Below are 18,021 nucleotides of genomic sequence, written 5' to 3'. Positions count from 1 at the left end.
GCACGGCATCGGGAGGATCCTTCGAGGCCCGCTGACGCGGGCGCCTCAGGATGAGGAGGGTAGGAGAGCCGGAGGCTTCACGGCCTTACGGCCAGACCTTGATCGATACCGGCCGCCGCACGAGGTCGCGGTCGGCGGTGATGGTGCAACCCTCCAGGCGAAGTGTTGCGAAGGTCAGGAGCGCGCCCTCGCCGACATCGTCGAAGTTGCGGCCCTTCGCCCCCGGATCGAGCAGGGACGGGTAGGCGATCAGCCGTCCTTTGGCCTGGCACGGATCGTCGTAGAGCGTGGCCCCAGCGAGCAGCAGCCTCGGCACGTCCCAGGTCAGCAGGTCGCGCGACGTGCTCCAGTAGAAGCCTGATTCTGCAAAAACGCCGCCCTTGGCCGCCATGAACACGGCGATCCAGGCCCCCGTGCCGCGGTGGCGCACCACCGCCCCGACGGGGGCGGGGAACGGCCCGACCGGCCGGCAGGTATCGGCGATCTTGAACGTCTTGCGATAGGGGTCGGGGAAGGCGGCGGTGAAGCCGGTGCCGGTCCAGGCGCGCCAGCTCGTGGGATCCTCCGGCCGCTCCGTGCGGAACAGACAGACGCCCGCCGCCTGATCGCTGCCGGGCCGGTCCCAGCCCGTGGTCGAGGCGAAGAAGTAGCGGGCTCGCCCCTCACCGAAGATGTTGGAGGGGTTGAAGAAGCCCCGGTGCCGGCCCTGGCCCTCCTCCTGCCGGAACGGCGCCCCCGCCACCACCGCGGGCGGTGCCGCGCGGGTAAAGCTCAGGCCCCCGTCGCGGGAAAAGGCCGCCGTGACCGTGTTGTACCAGCACTCCATGTACACCTTGGAGCGGCAGCGGCCCTCATGCTCGTTGGCCTGATACTCATGGTGGAGGAGGGCGGCGACGTTGCTTCCGTCCTCGGTCCAGGTGGCGGTGATCCACGAGCGGTCGTCGTAGAGCGCCGGGTCGGGCTTCTCGCCGGAATCGAGCACGACGCGGCAATCGATCTTGAGACGGTCGAGATCGGGGCCGCGCAGGGCCCGGTTGCGGTAGTGCAGGCCGAAGACCGCGATCTGCCCCGATGCGTCGCGGAAGGCGCGGGCGGGCGCATCGGGCACGTCGGCGCCGTCGCAGGCGTCGCGGGTGGCGGAGAACAGCGTCCGCTCCGGCCCGGTCAGGGTCAGCACCGAGAGCGGCGGCTCCGCGGCGGCGCGGGCCGGCGGCACAGGGCCGCACGAGAGCGCGAGCGTCACGGCGAGGGAGCGGCCAAGGGGGCGAGCAAGCGGGCGGGACGATCTGGACATCCCGTCAGGATTGCGTTTTGAACCGTTACAGGGAGCTTGTCCGCATCCGCCGGAGCGAGCGCCGTCCACAGGCTGCCCCATGCTGGTTCTCATCCTCGGCCTCGTGCTGTTCCTCGGCACGCATGCCTTCTCCATGGCCAGGGCCAAGCGCGGGGAGGTGATCGGCCGGATCGGCGAGGGCCGGTTCAAGCTCGGCTACACCCTGCTCTCGGCGCTCGGCCTGATCCTGACCGTCTACGGCTACGGCCTCTACCGCCAGGAGGGCATGATCGCGGTCTGGTCGCCGCCGCTCTGGACCCGGCATCTCGCGGTGCTCTTGACGCTCTTCGCCTTCATCAGCCTCGCGGCGGCCTACCTGCCCGGCCATCTCCGCGCGCGGCTCAAGCACCCGATGCTGCTGGCCGTGAAGATCTGGGCGACCGCCCACCTCCTGGCCAACGGCGATCTCGGCTCGATCCTGCTGTTCGGCTCGTTCCTCGCCTGGGCGGTGGTCGCCCGCATCAGCGCCAAGCGCCGCGCGCTCACGGCCGGGCAGGTGGCCCAGCAGCATGGCGGGCAGGCCGCGCCCGCCGGCTGGCGCAACGACGCCATCGCCGTGGTCGTCGGCGTCGTGGCGTGGTTCGTGTTCGGCAAGTACCTGCACCCGCTGCTTATCGGCGTCGCCGCCTGGCCGGGGCAGGCCTAAGCCCCCCCATTCGCCAAAGCGGGGGCGCTGTGCTAGGCGCCCTCGATACGACGACGAGCGAGGCGAGCGCGCTCCGCGAGGAGCGCCCGGATTTGTCATGGCCGAGAACAACGAGTTCATCCGCGAGGTCGACGAGGATTACCGCCGCGACCAGATCGCCAACATCTGGAAGCGCTACAACGCGCTGATCATCACCCTGGCGGTTCTCCTCGTGGCCGGCGTCGGCGGCTACAATTACTGGCGCCATGCCGAGCGCACCCGCGCCGAGGCGGCCTCTCAGCAGTTCGACAAGGCCAACCGCCTCGCCAAGGACGGCAAGGCGGAGGAGGCCGACCGCGACTTCGCCGCGATCCAGGCCGACGGGCCGGGGGGCTACGCCCTGCTCGCCCGCTTCCGCCTCGCCGCCGAGGCGGCCAAGCGTGACACGGCGGCCGGTGCGGCCGCCTATGACAAGCTCGCCGCCGATACCGGCATCGGCGATGGCCTGCGCGACCTCGCCCGCCTGCGCGCGGCGCTGCTGCGCCTCGACGGCACCGATCCGAACGCGGCGCTGACCAGCCTCCAGGGGCTGGCCGCCCCGACCAACGCCTTCCGCCACACCGCCCGCGAGATGCTCGGCCTGACCGCTCTGAAGCGCGGCGACATCGAGGGCGCCGGCCGCTGGTTCGACCAGATCAGCGCCGATGGCGAGACGCCCCAGGGCCTGCGTCAACGGGTCGAGATCTACCAAGCGCTTGTGGCCGGTGGCGCCGTCACCGTCACGGAAGCCAAGCCCGAGAATGCCGCGCCGCCGCCGATCACCCGCTGACGGCGCGGCCGGAACCGCCTATCTTCACACTAGATGCTGCGCGTCGGGCTCCCTGGCCCGCGCGCCTGACGAGACTGTTCTTTCCCATGGATCTGCCGACCGTCGCGATCGTCGGACGCCCGAATGTCGGCAAGTCGACCCTGTTCAACCGGCTGGTCGGGCGCAAGCTCGCCCTGGTGGATGACCGCCCCGGCGTGACCCGAGACCGCCGCGAGGGCGAGGGCTTCATCGGCGACGTCGCCTTCCGCGTCATCGACACCGCGGGCCTCGAAGAGGCGGACGCCGATTCGCTGCTCGGCCGCATGCGGGCCCAGACCGAGGCCGCGATTCTTGAGGCCGACGCGGTGCTGTTCGTCATCGACGCCCGCGCCGGCGTCCTGCCGTCCGACCGGCCCTTCGCCGAACTGGTGCGCCGCTCCGGCTGCCCCGTCATCCTCATCGCCAACAAGGCCGAGGGCGGCGCCGGGATGGCCGGCGCCTACGACGCGTTCTCGCTGGGGCTCGGCGACCCGATCCCCTTCTCTGCCGAGCACGGCGAGGGCCTGGGCTCGCTGCAGGATGCGCTGCGCGAGGTACTGCCCGAACCCGACGAGGAGGACGAGGACGGGGAGGGCGGCAAGGGCCTGCGCGTCGCCATCGTCGGGCGCCCGAACGCCGGCAAGTCCACCCTCATCAACCGGATGATCGGCGAGGACCGCCTGCTGGTCGGCCCCGAAGCCGGCATCACCCGCGACTCGATCTCCCTCGATTGGGAGTGGCGCGGGCGCCGGATCAAGCTCCACGACACCGCCGGCATGCGCCGCCGGGCGCGCATCGACGACAAGCTGGAAAAGCTCGCGGTCTCGGACGGCCTGCGCGCCGTGCGCTTCGCCGAGGTCGTGGTCGTGCTCCTCGATGCGACGATCCCGTTCGAGAAGCAGGATCTCACCATCGTCGATCTCGTCGAGAGCGAGGGCCGCGCCGTGGTGATCGGCCTCAACAAGTGGGATCTCGTCGCCGACCAGCCGGGCCTGCTCAAGACCCTCCGGGAAGACTGCACCCGCCTGCTGCCGCAGGTGCGCGGCGTCTCGGTGGTGTCGCTCTCGGGCTTGGCCGGCGACGGCATCGACAAGCTGATGCAGGCCGTGGTCGATGCCTCCGAGGTGTGGAGCCGGCGCGTCTCGACGGCGCGGATCAATGCGTGGCTCACCGACGCGCTCCAGCGCAACCCGCCGCCCGCGGTCTCCGGCCGGCGCATCAAGATCCGCTACGCGACCCAGGTGAAGAGCCGCCCGCCGCACTTCGCCCTGTTCGGCAACCAGCTCGACGCCCTGCCGAAATCCTACACCCGCTACCTCGTCAACGGCCTGCGCGAGGCCTTCGAACTGCCCGGCACGCCGATCCGGCTGTCCCTGCGCACCACGAAGAACCCGTTCGAGAAGGGCTGAGACGGTCGATCGATCCGGGACAGCGCGATTCCTGCGGGAAGGACATTCTCCCGCAGAGAGCAAGGGAGAGTTTCGGCCCGGCGCGCGTTGAAGAGCTTGGTACGTTGAAGAACTTGGTGCGTTGAACTCGGGAACTCCGCTCCCTCGCTCGCCCGAGTCCTCAGCCCGCCGGCTCCTTCTCGCATGGATCGTTTCCCGATGACCGGATCGTCCTCCGCCGCGGCGCGGCCGACGAAGCGCGTTGAGCCGCGCACGCTTGCCCTGTTCGGGCTCGCGGGCCTTGCCGTGCTCGCTGCTGCCGCCCTGTTCGCGACATGGGCCGATGCCGGCACCGTCCAGACGGTCCGAGAGGGCTTGAGCAGTCGCGGCTTCTGGACCGCGGCGGCGGTCGGGCTCGCGGCGCAGACCGTCGATGGCGCGCTCGGCATGGCCTACGGCATCACCTCGACGACGTTCCTGCTCTCCACCGGGGTCCCGCCGGCGGCGGCCTCGGCCTCCGTGCATGTCGCCGAGATCTTCACCACCGCCTTCTCCGGCCTCTCGCACTGGCGGCTCGGCAATGTGGACGGGGCACTGTTCCGGCGCCTGCTGATCCCCGGCGTGATCGGCGCGGTGGCGGGCGCGACCCTTCTCACTTCGGTCGATGGCGAGACGATCAAGCCGTTCGTCTCGGTCTATCTGCTGGGGATGGGGCTCTACGTCCTGTCCAAGGCGTTCCGCACCCTGAAGACCAACCGCGAGCCGCCGCGGGCCGTGGTGCCGTTGGCGCTTGGCGGCGGCTTCGTCGATGCGGTCGGCGGCGGCGGGTGGGGGCCGGTGGTGACGACGACGCTGGTCGGCGGCGGTCAGGATCCGCGCACCTCGATCGGCACCGTCAACGCGGCGGAGTTCTTCGTCGCCGTGGCGAGCGGGTTGTCCTTCACCCTGCTCGGCGGGCTGACCCACTGGACCACCATCGCCGGCCTCGTCGTCGGCGGGCTGTTTGCGGCCCCCGTCGCCGCCCTGCTGGTGCGGGTGATCCCGGCGCGGGCGCTGATGATCGTGGTGGGACTTCTGATCGCGGGTCTCAGCCTCGTGAGCCTCGCGGAGCTGTTCGGTTAGCGCATCGTCCCGGACGGTGGTCGCCGGCTTTCGGGAAAAGACGATGCAAAGGCAAGAGGTTAGGGCATCGTCCCGGATGCGATATCCGGGGCGATGCGCTTACGTCGTTCACCCCGCCCGCGTGGTCTCGGCGAGCCAGTCCACCACCGCGTCGAGGGCTTGGCGGTTGCTGGTGTCGCCGCCGCGGGTGCCGTCGAACGCCGCGATCTGCCGGTCGGCGCTGGTGCCCTCGCGCAGGATGCGGCGGGCGTCGGCCACCTCTTCGGTGCAGCCCAGCGCCTCGGCATCCTCCGCGATCAGCGAGAGCAGCGTGTCGAGGGCGGCGTCGAAGGGGAACGCCTGCTCGGACGCCTCGTCGATCAGCTCGGCCTCGATCCCGCTGCGCTGGGCCCGCCACAGATTCTCCCCCGCGATCGCCCGCGAGACGCCGGTGAGCCCCGCATTGATGTCAGGCCGGCGCTCGACCAGCCGCACGAGGCAGCGGAACAGGGCCGCCACCACGATGGCGTCGGCGAGCCGGGTGCAGGAATCGGCGATGCGCAGTTCGAGCGTCGGGAACTTGATCGAGGGGCGCAGGGACCACCACAGGAAGCTCGCATCCTGGATCGAGCCGGCTTGGGTCATGATGCGCACGTAGCGCGCATAGGCCTCCGCATCGCCCATCAGGTCGGGCAGGCCGGTGCGCGGCAGCTCGCCGAAGGCGCTGAGGCGGTAGGCGGCGAGCCCCGTCGGCTTGCCCTGCCAGAACGGCGAGGAGGCGGAAAGGGCAAACAGCAGGGGCTGGAACGGCAGCAGCCGGTCCATCAGCGCGACGCGCTGGTCGGGGTCGGTGACCTCGACATGGACATGCATGCCGCAGATCAAGCTGCGCCGCCCGGCCAGGCCGACATCGCGCAGGATGCCGCGGTAGCGGTCGCCCTTGGTCGGCAATTGCCGCGCCCAGTCGGCGATGGGGTGGGTGCCGGCGGCAAAGACCAGAAGCCCGTGCTCGCGGCCCAGGTCCGCCAGCGCCTGCCGTTGCTCGCGCAGCGCGGCGTGGGCCGCCGGGAACGCGATGGAGGGCGGGGTGCAGACCTCGACCTGGCATTGCAGCAGCTCGCGCCCGATCTCCGGCAGCCGCTCCCCGGCCGCCTGATGGAACGGCTTGACCGAGCGGCGCGGCGTGCCGCGGGTCTCGGCATCGGCGAGGAAATACTCTTCCTCGATCCCGAACCGGTAGGGGTGGGCGCTCATGCCGTGCTGACTCCGACGACCGGCTGACGCGCTCTCAACCGGAAGGCCGGCCGGTCCGGCCAGAGAGGCGCACCGAAAGGACCTTGGCCGGGAGCAAGCCGTGAGCCCTGGCAACGGTTCCCGGGGCGGCCCGGCGGCACGCGCGACACCGTGGCCGCCCGGCACGGGTCGGCGGGGCTCGCGCCGGGGCCGGGGAGGGCGCTACAGCTCTCTTTTTCCGCAGCTAATCCCTCGCGACCATGCCCGAACTGCCCGAAGTCGAGACCGTGCGCCGGGGGCTCGCCCCCGCGATGGTCGGCGCCCGCGTCGCCCGCGTCACCCTGCGCCGGCCGAACCTGCGCTTCCCCTTCCCCGAGCGCTTCGCCGAGCGGCTGGAGGGCACCACGGTGCTGGATCTGGCGCGCCGGGCCAAGTACCTCACGGCGCATCTCGATTCGGGCGAGAGCCTGATCCTGCATCTCGGCATGAGCGGGCGCTTCGACGTGCGGCTGCCCGACGGCTCGAACCTTTCGCCGGGCGACTTCTACCTCGAAGGGGCGCTCGGCACGCCGAAGCACGACCACGTGGTGATGGCCTTCGCCAACGGCGCCACCGTCACCTATAACGACGCCCGCCGCTTCGGCTTCATGGACCTCGTGGCGACCCGCGACCTCGAGACCTGCCGCCACTTCGCCAGCATGGGCGTCGAGCCGCTCTCTGATGCCCTCGACGCGCCCCTGCTCGCGCGCCTGTTCGCCCGGAAAATCACGCCGTTGAAGGCGGCGCTCCTCGACCAGCGCCTGATCGCAGGCCTGGGCAACATCTATGTCTGCGAGGCACTGCACCGCTCGGGCCTCCACCCGGCCCTGCCGGCGGGGGCGCTCGCCAAGCCCGACGCTTCGCCGACACCCAAGGCGAAAAGGCTCGTCAAGGAGATCAAGGCGGTGCTGACCGAGGCCGTGGCGGCCGGCGGCTCGACCTTGCGCGACTACGCCCGGCCGGACGGGGAGCGCGGCGCGTTCCAGCACGGCTTTCGCGTCTACGACCGGGTGGGCCATGCCTGCCCGACCAAGGGCTGCACGGGCCGCGTCGGCCGGATCGTGCAGGGCGGCCGCTCGACCTTCTTCTGCGAAACCTGCCAGGTCTTGCCGGTCCGGTAAGGTCCGGACGCCTGGGCCGCCGGTTTCATCCCGCTTATCTTTTTCAGAAATTCGGCGCTCATCCGCCGTTCTTCAGGTCATCACCCCCGCGAAGGGTGAACGGTTTGGGGCCGAAGTGCGTTCTCAGCTTTGCCACAGCACGGCAAAGCCCGTTTCCGCTCTTCCGCTGCGCCGGCCGTTCGCGGCGGCGCTTCGGGGGGCTCAACGACACGGAGGAACACATGCGCGCCATCAAGCTGATCCCGGTTCTCGGCCTGCTCGCCCTCGGCCTCGCAGCCTGCAAGGACGAGAAGAAGGACACCACGGGCACGACTACGCCTCCGGCCAGCACCACGACGACATCCCCCGCGACGCCGCCCGCAACTCCGCCGGCCGCCGGCCAGACCACGGCACCGACCAACCCGCCCGCGACCAACAAGCCCGCCGGGCAGCCGTAGTTTCAGGGGATTTTCGACATCGCCCGGTCGGTGACCGGGCGGCATGAAAGGAGGAAGGCCCGCCGGGAGGCGGGCCTTCTTGCGTTCGGGGCCTGTCGCATCGCGCGCTTGACAGGGCTCATCTCATGAAACATTTAAAGTTACATGAGGCGAGACGGCAAGCTTTCGGGCGTCCTCCACGTGCTCCTGCACATGGCCGAGATCGAGGGGCCGGTGACCTCCGAGTTCCTGGCCGGCGTGATGCAGACCAACCCCGTCGTGGTCCGGCGCATCATGGCGGGCCTGCGCGACCGGGGTTACGTCCGCTCGGAGAAGGGCCATGGCGGAGGCTGGCGGATCGCCTGCGATTTCGCGGCCGTCACCCTGCGCGACATCTACGACGCGCTCGGCGCGCCCGAGATCTTCGCCATGGGCAACCGGAGCGAGGCGCCCGGCTGCCTCGTCGAACAGGCGGTCAATGCCGCGATGGACGAGAGCTTCCGCGAGGCGGAGGCGCTTCTGCTGGCGCAGCTCGGCCGGATCACCCTCGCCGCGCTCAGTGCCGACTTCCATGCCCGCCTCGCGGCGCGCGGCGGCGACTTCAACCCGGAGACGGCCCATGCGGTATGATGCGATCATCGTCGGCGGCAGCTTCGCCGGCCTCTCCGCGGCGCTCTACATCGCCCGAGGGCGCCGGAGGGTCTGCGTCATCGATGCCGGCGCGCCCCGCAACCGCTTTGCCGCCGCCTCGCACGGCTTCTTCGCGCAGGACGGCGAGAATCCGCTGGCGATGATCGCGACCGCCCGCGCGCAGCTCGCCGGCTACCCGAACGCGACCTTCGTCACGGGGGAGGCGGTGTCGGCGCGCGCCGCAGGCGACGGCTTCGCCATCGCGCTGGCCGGGGGGCAACGCCTCACGGCGTCCAAGCTCGTCCTCGCCTTCGGCATCAACGATCTCCTGCCCGATCTTCCGGGGTTGGCGGAGCGCTGGGGCGCGAGCGTGCTGCACTGCCCCTACTGCCACGGCTTCGAGTTTTCCGGGCGCGTCCTCGGCGTGCTGTCGGCCGGCGCCCTATCGGTCCATCAGGCTGAACTGGTCGCGGAATGGGGGCCGACCACGCTGTTCCTGAACGGGGGCCCGGCGCCCGATGCGGAGGCCTGCGCGCGGCTCGCCGCCCGCAACGTCGGAATCGAACTTGGCCCGATCCGTACGCTCGCGGGCGAGGGGCGGGCCCTCTCGGCACTCGTGATGGCGGATGGCCGGACGCTCCCGCTGGATGCCCTCTTCGTCGGCCCCCGTTCTCGCCTGAACAGCGGGCTTGCCGAACAACTCGGCTGCGCCGTGGATGAGGGCATGCTAGGGCCGGTGATCCGCACCGACGCGATGAAGGAGACGACGGTTCCGGGTGTCTACGCGGCCGGGGACGCGGCACGGTCTCGGCACAGCGTGGCCTGGGCGTCCGCCGACGGCGTGACCGCCGGCGTGGCCCTGCACCAGACGCTGGTGTTTCCGCGTCTGGCGGCGTGAGGGGGGGGGGGGGGGCCGGGCCTCGGGACCGGCAACCGCGATGTCCCTCCCGGCCCCATCGCGACGCGCCCTCGCCTTGCGGGCAAGCGCCGAAACTGAGACGGCCCAAGTCCCGTGTGGTCCCCCGTCCATCCCAACGACTGATTTCGCCTTGTCAGCGATGGTCGCGGCGATCAGCTTGGGGGTGGCCTCGGCGCGATTCTCTTTGCCCGAGCCGCTCTCGATGGGATCGACGATCAGATGCAGCGGCTTCGATCCCACCGGCGCATCGCGCGGGTCTGTCTTGCGCTCGGCGTCATCGCGGGCGGTTCCGGAACCGCGTTCGGCCAAGCCCTCACCCGTGCGCAGGTCGAGGCGCGATTGCCGGCCCTCGAAGCGCTGGCGCAACAGGCGATCGATGCGGGCGAAGTGCCGGGCCTCGCGATCGCCATCGTCTACGGCGACGAGACGCTGTTCCTGAAAGGTTTTGGCCGCCGGCAAGTCGGAAAGCCCGATTTGGTCGGGCCGGACACGGTGTTTCAGATCGCGTCCCTGTCCAAGCCCATCACCGCGACCGTGGTGGCCGCCCTCGTGGGCGAGGGGGGCGTCGGCTGGGATTCGCGCGTCGCCGATCTCGACCCCGGCTTCCGGCTTCACGAGCCCTATCCGGCCGCGCAGGTCACGGTGCGCGATGTCCTCAACCACCGCAGCGGCTTGCCGGGCAGCGCCGGGGATGACCTCGAAGGGATCGGATACGGCCGCGACGACATCCTTCGCAGGTTGCGCCTTGTGCCACCCTCCTCCAGCTTCCGGGCGGGTTACGCTTACAGCAATTTCGGTTTCACCGCGGGAGCCGTGGCCGCCGCCGGGCCGACCGGCCAGCCGTGGGAGGTCGTGGCGCAAGAAAAGCTCTTCGGCCCGCTGGGGATGAGTGCCACGAGCACGCGGCATGACGCCTTCCTGACGCGCCTCGACCGGGCCGCACTCCATGTCCGACGCGACGGCGTCTGGAGGGCGGGGACCGAACGCGATCCCGACGCGCAGGCGCCGGCCGGCGGCGTCAGCTCGACTGTCCGCGACCTTGCCCGCTGGGTGCGGCTCGAAATCGGGAACGGCCAGTTCGAGGGCAGGCAACGCATTGCCGGCGCGGCCCTCGCGCAGACCCATGTGCCGCTCACCGCACGCGGCACCAATCCCGTGACGGGAGGCGTCTCCTTCTACGGGCTGGGCTGGAACATCGAGTATGGCCGCCACGGTCTCGTCTGGGGCCATGCCGGCGCCTTCAGCGTCGGCGCGCAGACCCTCGTCTCGATCCATCCGGAGGCGAAGCTCGGCATCGTCCTGCTGACGAACGCCTTTCCTTCCGGCGTCCCGGAGGGCTTGGCCGACAGCTTCGCGGACCTCGTCTTCGACGGCCGGATCCGCAAGGATTGGCTGAAGGTGTGGGGCGAAACCTACACCGGCATGTTCGGCCCGAGCGCCTCGGCGAACCGCGCCGTCTACAGCCAGCCCCCGGCGAACGCCTCGGCGTCGCTTCCCCTGTCGGCCTATACGGGGCGTTACGCCAACACTTACGTCGGCAATGCCGAGGTCGCGCAGAGCGAGGGTCGCCTGACCCTGACGGTCGGGCCCGGCGGGGCGCGGACCTATCCGCTGCGCCACTTCGATCGCGATCTCTTCCTCTGCTTTCCGGATGCGGAGGCGCCGGACAACCCGTCGGCGATCCGTTTCGCGATCGGGAGCGGCGGAACAGCCACCGCAGTCACGCTCGACGCGCTGAACGCGAACGGTCTGGGCACCCTCGATCGGTCGAGCGAATGAGCGCCGAGGCGCGCGGCTGCGCCAGCGGCGAGGCGCGGTCCGCTTCGATATAGCCTTTTGGGAAGGAGCGCCGCGTGATCGAGCATTTTACCGGAGGGTGGACGCCGGCCTTCGATACAGGACAATGCTCTTGGGTTAGCTATCAGTATGCCGCCCTACTGTCCGCCGGGCAAACCACGGCGCCGACCAACCCGCCCGCTGGGCAGCCGTAGTTTTTGAATTCGTTTTGTACTCGCTCGAATAGACGTCGGTGGCGCACTAAATTTTGTGCACTCTCCTCAGCTTCTCACGAACGTTCATTGTGCTGAATAATTCCCTTGTTTCTGGAGGGACTGGATCGGGTGGATATAGGTGGCATGGAAAATTGCTGCCGCACTCTTTTACTGGGAGAATTAATTCAGTCTAATTGCCAGAAACTGATCCCAATGACACAGCAAAACTAAATATCTATTTTATAAAATCATATATAAGGCATTATTTGCTGCGCGAAACCAAGTTATCGCTGAATCGGATGCCGCTCAGCGATGCAATTCTGTTAACCAAGCGTAATGAAGCGGGGATGAAAGAACGAATTTCAGCCAGTGCTTTCAGAGCGCTATCTGGAGAATTGATGAGTTCGATTTTCGATCTCACCGCATCCAGCTTCTCTTGAAAATCTACCAATATACTTAGGCTTTTCTCATCGTCTAGGACGGCGCTGATTTCAATCGCCTTCCATTGGAGTTCAGCCACTAGACGTGTTGCTTTGTCGATATTCTCTTCAATATTCTGATTCTTATTGTATATTCGCCTATTGACGATGGAAATTTCAGAGAGCATTTCCTGTGTCTTGGAATTAATCGAATCTAGGCTCCGAATAACGTATTCAGTCTTTATTTTTTGATTTTCCAGTTTTTGATTTAGAAGAGGGGTAATTACGTAGGCCCCAACCGCACCTCCTAAAATCCCAACTATAGTCACCCATAGTGGAACGTTTGATTCGAGGAGAAGATTTTTGAGATATAAAAGGGCATTTTTCATTTGACTGTGGACCTGGGGCGCACGCGGAGCTTTCTATTCCCGTTTTTGCCCTTCTTTTTCATTTTTTTGATCCTATCCTCTCCCAAGCTATTCATCAAAAAATTTATTTTTTTCTCCGTATCTTTTTCGACTGCACTAGTTTTAGTCGTATTCTCGCTATTGGTGATGGATATGCCGTTCTTCAAATCATTTGCGGCGTATCTCGAGATTGATACGCTAACGCCTGCGCCGACAAATGCAGCTAGTGATGCGGCGGCTGCCATTAGTGCCAAGTGTCCCGGAGACCGGAATACCTGCTCATATGATAAGACTAGTTCTTCATTGTAATATTTATCGATTGCATCATCCCATTCGAGATTTGCAAAATCTACAATTTCTCCCCTATCGATTGCTTCGTATGCTGCGATCAGGTAGCTTACGAGTTGGTTGATATCCTCTGTGCCGCGCGGATCCTTGCCTGAGTATCCTGGTGCGTCAAATAACTGGAATGATAAGTCGCGCAGAACATAAGACTCGTAAGCAAATCCATACAATCTTTCTGTGCTAAGATCCCTAGGGACTCTTGATATTGCAGGGGGTTTCTGAAAGTATTTTTGCAAATCATGAGGAATGCTAGCACGCATAGCATCAGCGCGTGTCCAAGCAACGCGTCTACCTTGCACTTTTCGCTCGCTTTTACGTGATTTAGCTCGAATAAGTAGGTTCGGATCGAAAGGTTCTGCAACTTCTCCGAATAGTATAGAGTCAAATGGCCCGCCTGGGACCATTATAAGATCGCCAACTTCCAAATCAAAAAACATCCTCCGTATATTAGAAGCTTTCACTCTCGAAGAATGTTCGCTAAAGGGCTCGTTTGAGTAATCCTTTAAGTGCCCTGACGGAGGATTTTCCGAAAAATTACTTCTCTCATATTGATCGAAGGCATTAGACATCCGAACATGCTGTCTAACAATTGCCTTGTCGCCAGGGTCCGACCGACTAAGTCTCAGCTCGGGATAATCTAGAAATACTACATTATCACGATAAAATTGATCGTAATATTGCCTACGAGTTCCCGAATATATAACCCATAATTTTTGTTTGCTGGATATGATTTTGGTTTTGATATCGACTTCGATCAAGGGAAATATCCGAGATGGTTATACCTCAGGTTGATGATATGAGAAAAATTGCCTGACCTGCAATAGGACGACATGATCGAAACGGCATAATCATGCGCGCCGAGTGCGAGAATGCCGCCGAATGTATCAGTTTCCGATCGTTTACGTGCCCTTACGGCCCGCCATCTCCCGCAGCACCCGTCCCAACTCCGCCGCGGAGTAGGGCTTGCGCAACAGCTCGAACCCGTGCGCGTCGTCCTGCGCCAGGACGTGGCTGTAGCCGGAGGTGAGGACCACCGGCAGATCGGGGCAGCGCTCCCGCAGGATGCGGGCGAGCGCGATGCCGCCCATGCCGGGCATCACGACATCGGAAAACACCGCCTCGAACGGCGTTTCGGTGCGGTTTAGCTCGACCAGGGCTGCCTCGGCGTTCTCGGCCCAGACCGGCTGGTGGCCGAGTTCCTCCAGGATCTGGGTGCAGAAGCGGCCGACTTCGAGGTTGTCCTCGACCACGAGGATCCGCAGATGCGCCTCGGCATCCGCATCCGGCCGCGGCCGGGCGGGGGCGGGGGCTTCGAGGGGGGCGGCGACCTCGGGCAGGTAGAGGGTGAAGGTGGTGCCCTCGCTCGCGCGGCTCCACACGTCCACGTCCCCGCCCGATTGCTTGGCAAAGCCGATCACCTGGGAGAGGCCGAGCCCCGTGCCCCGGCCGACCTCCTTGGTGGTGAAGAACGGCTCGAAGATGCGGCCCAAATCGGCGCTGGCGATCCCGGTGCCGGTATCGACCACCGAGACCGCGACGAAGGGCCCGATCGCGCCGGCATGGCCGCGGATCGGCGGCATCGGCACGGCGCCGTCCAGGCGCAGGGTCAGGCGGCCCTCGCCGTCCATGGCGTCGCGGGCGTTGACCGCCATGTTGACCAGAGCCGTCTCGAACTGGCTCGCATCGGCGCGCACGAAGCAGGGGGCGCCGGGCAGGTCGGTGACCACGCGGATGCGCGCGCCGGTCACCGAATCGAGCATCTCCGAGATGCTGCGCAGCCGCTCGCCGACATCGAAGGTCTCGGGCTTGAGCGCCTGCCGCCGGGCGAAGGCGAGGAGCTGGCCCGTCAGCTTGGCCGCCCGGTCCACCGTGTCGGAGACCGCGTCGAGGTAGCGGCGCTTGCGCTCGGGCGCGAGGTCGGGCCGGCGCAGGAACTCGACCGAGGAGCGGATGATGGTGAGCAGGTTGTTGAAGTCGTGGGCCACGCCCCCGGTGAGCTGGCCCACCGCCTCCAGCTTCTGCGACTGGCGCAGGGCCTCCTCCGCGTGGCGCTGCTCGGTGATGTCGCGGCCGAAGCCGTAGAGCAGGCCGTCGGCCGGCACGATGGTCCACAGCACCCGGCAGGTGCCGCCATCCTTGGTCAGGCAGGTCAGTTCGAGATCGGTCGAGGCGCCGGCCGCGAGCCGTTCCAGGGCCGCTTCGGCCGCCGCGCGCTCCTCGGGGGCGAAGAAATCGGGGACGTGCCGGCCCACCGTCTCGGCCGGTGACCAGCCCAAAGTCCGGCTCCACGAAGGGTTCACCGCCTCGATCCGCCCGTCGGGGGTGGCCACGACCTTGAGGACCGGCGAGAGCGTCCAGACGCGGTCGCGGTCGCGCCGTTGCGCCACCACCTCCGCCTCCAGGTCGGCGGCCTTGGAATGGAGCAGGTGCTCCACGCGCCGCCGGGCCGTGATGTCCTGGAACAGCACCGCGACCTGCCGGCGCGACGGCGGCTCGATGCGGAAGGCGGCGAGTTCGAGGTAGCGCCCCGTGGCGACCAGCTCGCGCTGGAAGCGGATCGGCCGGCCGGTGCGCAGGACGTCGCCGTAGAGCGCGACCCAGCCGTCGGCCTCGTCGCCGACGATCTCGCGCAGGCGCTTGCCGGACACCTCTTCGATACCCGAATGCTGCGCATAGGCGCGGTTGGCGGTGACGTGGACGTAGTCGCTCAGGGGGCCGTGCGGGCCGTCGATGAACTCGATGACGCAGTAGCCCTCGTCCATCTGCTCGAACAACGTGCGGTAATGCTGCTCGCTCTCGGTGAGCGCCGTGCGCTGGGTCCGCTGTTCGGTCACGTCCCGCACCACGCCCGCGAGCCGCAGGGCCGCGCCGTCCGCATCGCGCTCGATCTCGAGGGTGCGGGCGATCCAGCGCGATGCCCCGGTCCGGAGATCGCGGACGCGGTAGACCGCCTCCTCGGACGACGCCCCCGAGGGGATCGCCGTATCCTCCGCGGGGAACCGCTCCGCGAACGCGGCGAGGGGGTATCGCTCGCACACCTCCAGGCCGTGCAGGCGGCAGAAGGCGGGGCTCGGATGCAGCACGCCCTCGCGCAGGTCGAGGGTGAAGACGCCGATCCCGGCGGCATCCTGCACGCGGGCGAGCTGGTCCTGCGCCGCCCGCAACGGCTCCAAGATCCGAAAGCGCGCCGATTCGGCGTCTGATGGCACGGGAGAGGGAAGACTTTCAGTCATGTTCACGAGCGCACATGTAGCACGCCGGCGGCGGGCACAAGCGCGACTGTTTGGCCAAAACAGCCGTCATCGCTCTGCCCCCGTGCCGTGACCGGCACCGGCATGCGCGCGGGCAGGTTAGCCGACATCGAGTTCCGGATAGTGCCGGAAGATACCCTCTTCGTTGAAGGGGAGGCAGCGCTCGCTGGCGCGGTAGGCCGCGATGCGCGGCAGCCGCCCGATTCGCTCCGCGTGGGCAACCACATGCGGTGTCTGCGCCAGCGCCCGGGCCGTGGCGCGGGGAAAGGCGTAGCGCAGGCCGTTCACGAGCTGGAACAGCGAGGTGTCGGCGTAGCTCAACGCGCCGCCCACCAGATGCTCCCGCCCCGCCGGGTTGCGGGCGAGCACGCGCTCGAACCAGTCCAGGAATTTCGGGATGCGGTTCGTGCAAAAATCCTCGGCGCGGCGGCGCGCCTCCGGCCGCTGGTCCTCGTAATAGAGGCCGACGCCGACCGGGTGATGGGTGTCGTGCGCCTCCGCCACCATGTCGGCGATCGTGAGCTGGATCTGGTGCGTCCAGATCCGGTCGGCCTCGTCCGCCCCGACGAGGCCGAGGCGCGGCCCGAGATAGAGCAGGATCGCCGCGGTCTGGCCGATCACGCGGTCGCCGTCCTTGAGGAAGGGCGGGGCGAAGGGCGGGCGGATCGGCGCGTCCTCCAGGCGGTCCATCATCGCCGCGATGCCGCCGCCCTCCGCCTCGGGCCGGCGGGCGACATCGACGTAATCCGCCCCGGCCGCTTCGAGGGCGAGCCGCACGAACTCGCCGCGGCCGGGGATCATCGGCCAGTAATGCAGCTCGTAGGCCATGGCGGATTCGTTCCTTAGGCTCACCAGCCGCCGCGCTCGTCGCGGCTCGGCGCCCGGCCCTGGGGCGTCAGCGCGTCGATCACGCCGGGCAGGGCCTGCGCCAGCTGCGTGAGCAGATCCTCCCGCGGAAGGCCGGTCTCGCGGCTCAGGCTGTCGAGGGTGCCCGGGCCCAGCGCCTCGGCGAGGCGGTTCGGCGCGATCTCGCGGTTGGGGCCATGGCCGATCCACGAGCCGATCACGTCGCCGAGCCCGCTCCGCTCGAAGCCCTGGATCAAGCCGTCGAGCCCGTGGGAGGCAGCGCCGCTGCCGTCCTCCGGCTCACGGTCGAGCCCGGCATAGGGGCCTCCGCCGGGCGAACGGGTGCCGGACGCACCCTCGCCGGGGCCGTCGAGCATGCCGGCGAGGTCGCCGAAATCGCCGCCGAGGTCGTTGCCGGCCTCGTGTCCCTGAGCCGGCGGCCCGCTGCGGCGGCCCTGGTTGAACCCGCCGAGATCGCCGTCGTCGGCGTCCGGGCCGGGGTGGGATCGGCCGCCGGATTCAGGCGATCCGCGGCCGAGGATGTCGCCGAGGCCGCCCCCGCCCTTGGCGAGCAGCAGCATGAGGAGGGCCTTCACCACCGGCGAGGCCAGCGCCCCGCCGCGTCCGCCCCCCAAAACCTGTCCGACGACTCCGCCGATGACCTGATCGAGCAGCCCCATGCGTTTCCTCCCGCCGGTTCACGCCGCCCGTCACGTCCCGTGCGGCGGCCGTGCCGGTCCAACGGCGAAGGCGGGGATGGGGTTGCGGATCAGTTCTCGTGGTTCGAGCGGAATGGCTTCGAGAGATGATCGGACGGGTTGGTGCGCACGGTCTTGCTGCTCTTGCCCTCCGGCACCACCGCGGTCGAGGAACGGATCGCGCTCGGGGGCGAGACCTCGCCGGTCGGCCGCTCGGCGGAGCGATCCTTGCCGCGCAAAGTATCGGTACCGGAGGGCAGGGTGCCGGCGGTGGGCTGATCGTTGGGATTGGCCGCGCTCTGGGCCAGCGCCGGCGCGGACAGGATCAGGCTGCCGAGGAGGGCGCCAAGAACGGCCCCGTTGAGAGCTGCCCGGTTGAGAGGAGAGGCGGATCGCATCGGTCGGCTCCATC

The 18,021-nt window shown here is 67.7% G+C and carries 17 protein-coding genes; 9 read left to right on the top strand and 8 right to left on the bottom strand.

Going from position 1 to position 18,021, the window contains the following annotated elements; translation table 11 throughout:
- Positions 1–85: 85 nt before the first annotated feature.
- Positions 86–1,294 (bottom strand): hypothetical protein, encoded by a 1,209-nt coding sequence (locus ASF53_RS15395; protein ID WP_056199990.1) that lies wholly within the window; start codon positions 1,292–1,294, stop codon positions 86–88.
- Between the two features lie 79 nt (positions 1,295–1,373).
- Between ASF53_RS15395 and ASF53_RS15390 the strand changes: the two genes are divergently transcribed.
- The 4 genes from ASF53_RS15390 (at position 1,374) to ASF53_RS15375 (ending at position 5,315) form a co-directional block, all read left to right on the top strand.
- Entirely contained in the window at positions 1,374–1,979 is a 606-nt protein-coding gene (locus ASF53_RS15390) for an NnrU family protein (protein WP_056199987.1), read from the top strand.
- Positions 1,980–2,076: 97 nt separating this feature from the next.
- Positions 2,077–2,787 carry a tetratricopeptide repeat protein gene (locus ASF53_RS15385; RefSeq protein ID WP_056199983.1) on the top strand — a complete coding sequence of 237 codons (711 nt, stop codon included), beginning with the start codon at positions 2,077–2,079 and terminating at the stop codon, positions 2,785–2,787.
- Between the two features lie 86 nt (positions 2,788–2,873).
- Positions 2,874–4,214 carry a ribosome biogenesis GTPase Der gene (der, locus tag ASF53_RS15380; RefSeq protein WP_056199980.1) on the top strand — a complete coding sequence of 447 codons (1,341 nt, stop codon included), beginning with the start codon at positions 2,874–2,876 and terminating at the stop codon, positions 4,212–4,214.
- 198 nt (positions 4,215–4,412) lie between these two features.
- Positions 4,413–5,315, top strand: a complete 903-nt coding sequence (locus ASF53_RS15375) for a sulfite exporter TauE/SafE family protein (protein ID WP_056199977.1) — start codon at positions 4,413–4,415, stop codon at positions 5,313–5,315.
- Between the two features lie 108 nt (positions 5,316–5,423).
- On the opposite strand, the gene ASF53_RS15370 is transcribed toward ASF53_RS15375, so the two are convergent.
- Entirely contained in the window at positions 5,424–6,548 is a 1,125-nt protein-coding gene (locus ASF53_RS15370) for a carboxylate-amine ligase (RefSeq protein ID WP_056199975.1), read from the bottom strand.
- A 239-nt stretch (positions 6,549–6,787) separates the two neighbouring features.
- Here ASF53_RS15370 and mutM point away from each other — a divergent pair, with 239 nt between their 5' ends.
- The 5 genes from mutM to ASF53_RS15345 all read left to right on the top strand — a co-directional run bounded on the left by mutM (position 6,788) and on the right by ASF53_RS15345 (position 11,431).
- Positions 6,788–7,687 carry a bifunctional DNA-formamidopyrimidine glycosylase/DNA-(apurinic or apyrimidinic site) lyase gene (gene mutM, locus ASF53_RS15365; RefSeq protein WP_056199970.1) on the top strand — a complete coding sequence of 300 codons (900 nt, stop codon included), beginning with the start codon at positions 6,788–6,790 and terminating at the stop codon, positions 7,685–7,687.
- Between the two features lie 221 nt (positions 7,688–7,908).
- Positions 7,909–8,124, top strand: a complete 216-nt coding sequence (locus tag ASF53_RS15360; RefSeq protein ID WP_056199967.1) for a hypothetical protein — start codon at positions 7,909–7,911, stop codon at positions 8,122–8,124.
- A 144-nt stretch (positions 8,125–8,268) separates the two neighbouring features.
- Positions 8,269–8,733 (top strand): Rrf2 family transcriptional regulator, encoded by a 465-nt coding sequence (locus tag ASF53_RS15355; protein WP_056199964.1) that lies wholly within the window; start codon positions 8,269–8,271, stop codon positions 8,731–8,733.
- A complete protein-coding gene (locus ASF53_RS15350; protein ID WP_056199961.1) occupies positions 8,723–9,631 on the top strand; it encodes an NAD(P)/FAD-dependent oxidoreductase in 909 nt (302 codons plus the stop codon). The genes ASF53_RS15355 and ASF53_RS15350 overlap by 11 nt, the downstream gene beginning before the upstream one ends.
- A 240-nt stretch (positions 9,632–9,871) precedes the next feature.
- Positions 9,872–11,431, top strand: a complete 1,560-nt coding sequence (locus ASF53_RS15345; RefSeq protein WP_056199957.1) for a serine hydrolase — start codon at positions 9,872–9,874, stop codon at positions 11,429–11,431.
- A 474-nt stretch (positions 11,432–11,905) separates the two neighbouring features.
- Here the strand turns inward: ASF53_RS15345 and ASF53_RS25790 are convergent, their stop codons facing one another.
- The 6 genes from ASF53_RS25790 to ASF53_RS15325 form a co-directional block, all read right to left on the bottom strand.
- Complete coding sequence (locus tag ASF53_RS25790; protein WP_156635562.1) at positions 11,906–12,451, bottom strand: hypothetical protein; 546 nt, start codon at positions 12,449–12,451, stop codon at positions 11,906–11,908.
- A complete protein-coding gene (locus tag ASF53_RS25785; protein ID WP_156635559.1) occupies positions 12,448–13,572 on the bottom strand; it encodes a hypothetical protein in 1,125 nt (374 codons plus the stop codon). The genes ASF53_RS25790 and ASF53_RS25785 overlap by 4 nt, the downstream gene beginning before the upstream one ends.
- Positions 13,573–13,713: 141 nt before the next feature.
- Positions 13,714–16,047, bottom strand: a complete 2,334-nt coding sequence (locus ASF53_RS15340) for a PAS domain-containing protein (protein WP_056200209.1) — start codon at positions 16,045–16,047, stop codon at positions 13,714–13,716.
- Between the two features lie 117 nt (positions 16,048–16,164).
- Positions 16,165–16,893 carry a glutathione S-transferase gene (locus ASF53_RS15335; RefSeq protein WP_056199954.1) on the bottom strand — a complete coding sequence of 243 codons (729 nt, stop codon included), beginning with the start codon at positions 16,891–16,893 and terminating at the stop codon, positions 16,165–16,167.
- A 20-nt stretch (positions 16,894–16,913) separates the two neighbouring features.
- Entirely contained in the window at positions 16,914–17,591 is a 678-nt protein-coding gene (locus ASF53_RS15330) for a YidB family protein (RefSeq protein ID WP_056199951.1), read from the bottom strand.
- An 89-nt stretch (positions 17,592–17,680) separates the two neighbouring features.
- Complete coding sequence (locus tag ASF53_RS15325; RefSeq protein ID WP_056199947.1) at positions 17,681–18,007, bottom strand: hypothetical protein; 327 nt, start codon at positions 18,005–18,007, stop codon at positions 17,681–17,683.
- Positions 18,008–18,021: the final 14 nt, after the last annotated feature.

Origin of the sequence: Methylobacterium sp. Leaf123, assembly GCF_001423405.1 — a bacterium.
Classification (GTDB): domain Bacteria; phylum Pseudomonadota; class Alphaproteobacteria; order Rhizobiales; family Beijerinckiaceae; genus Methylobacterium.
Note: the sequence above shows the minus strand (reverse complement) of the source record. Positions and strands in the feature narration are given on the sequence as shown.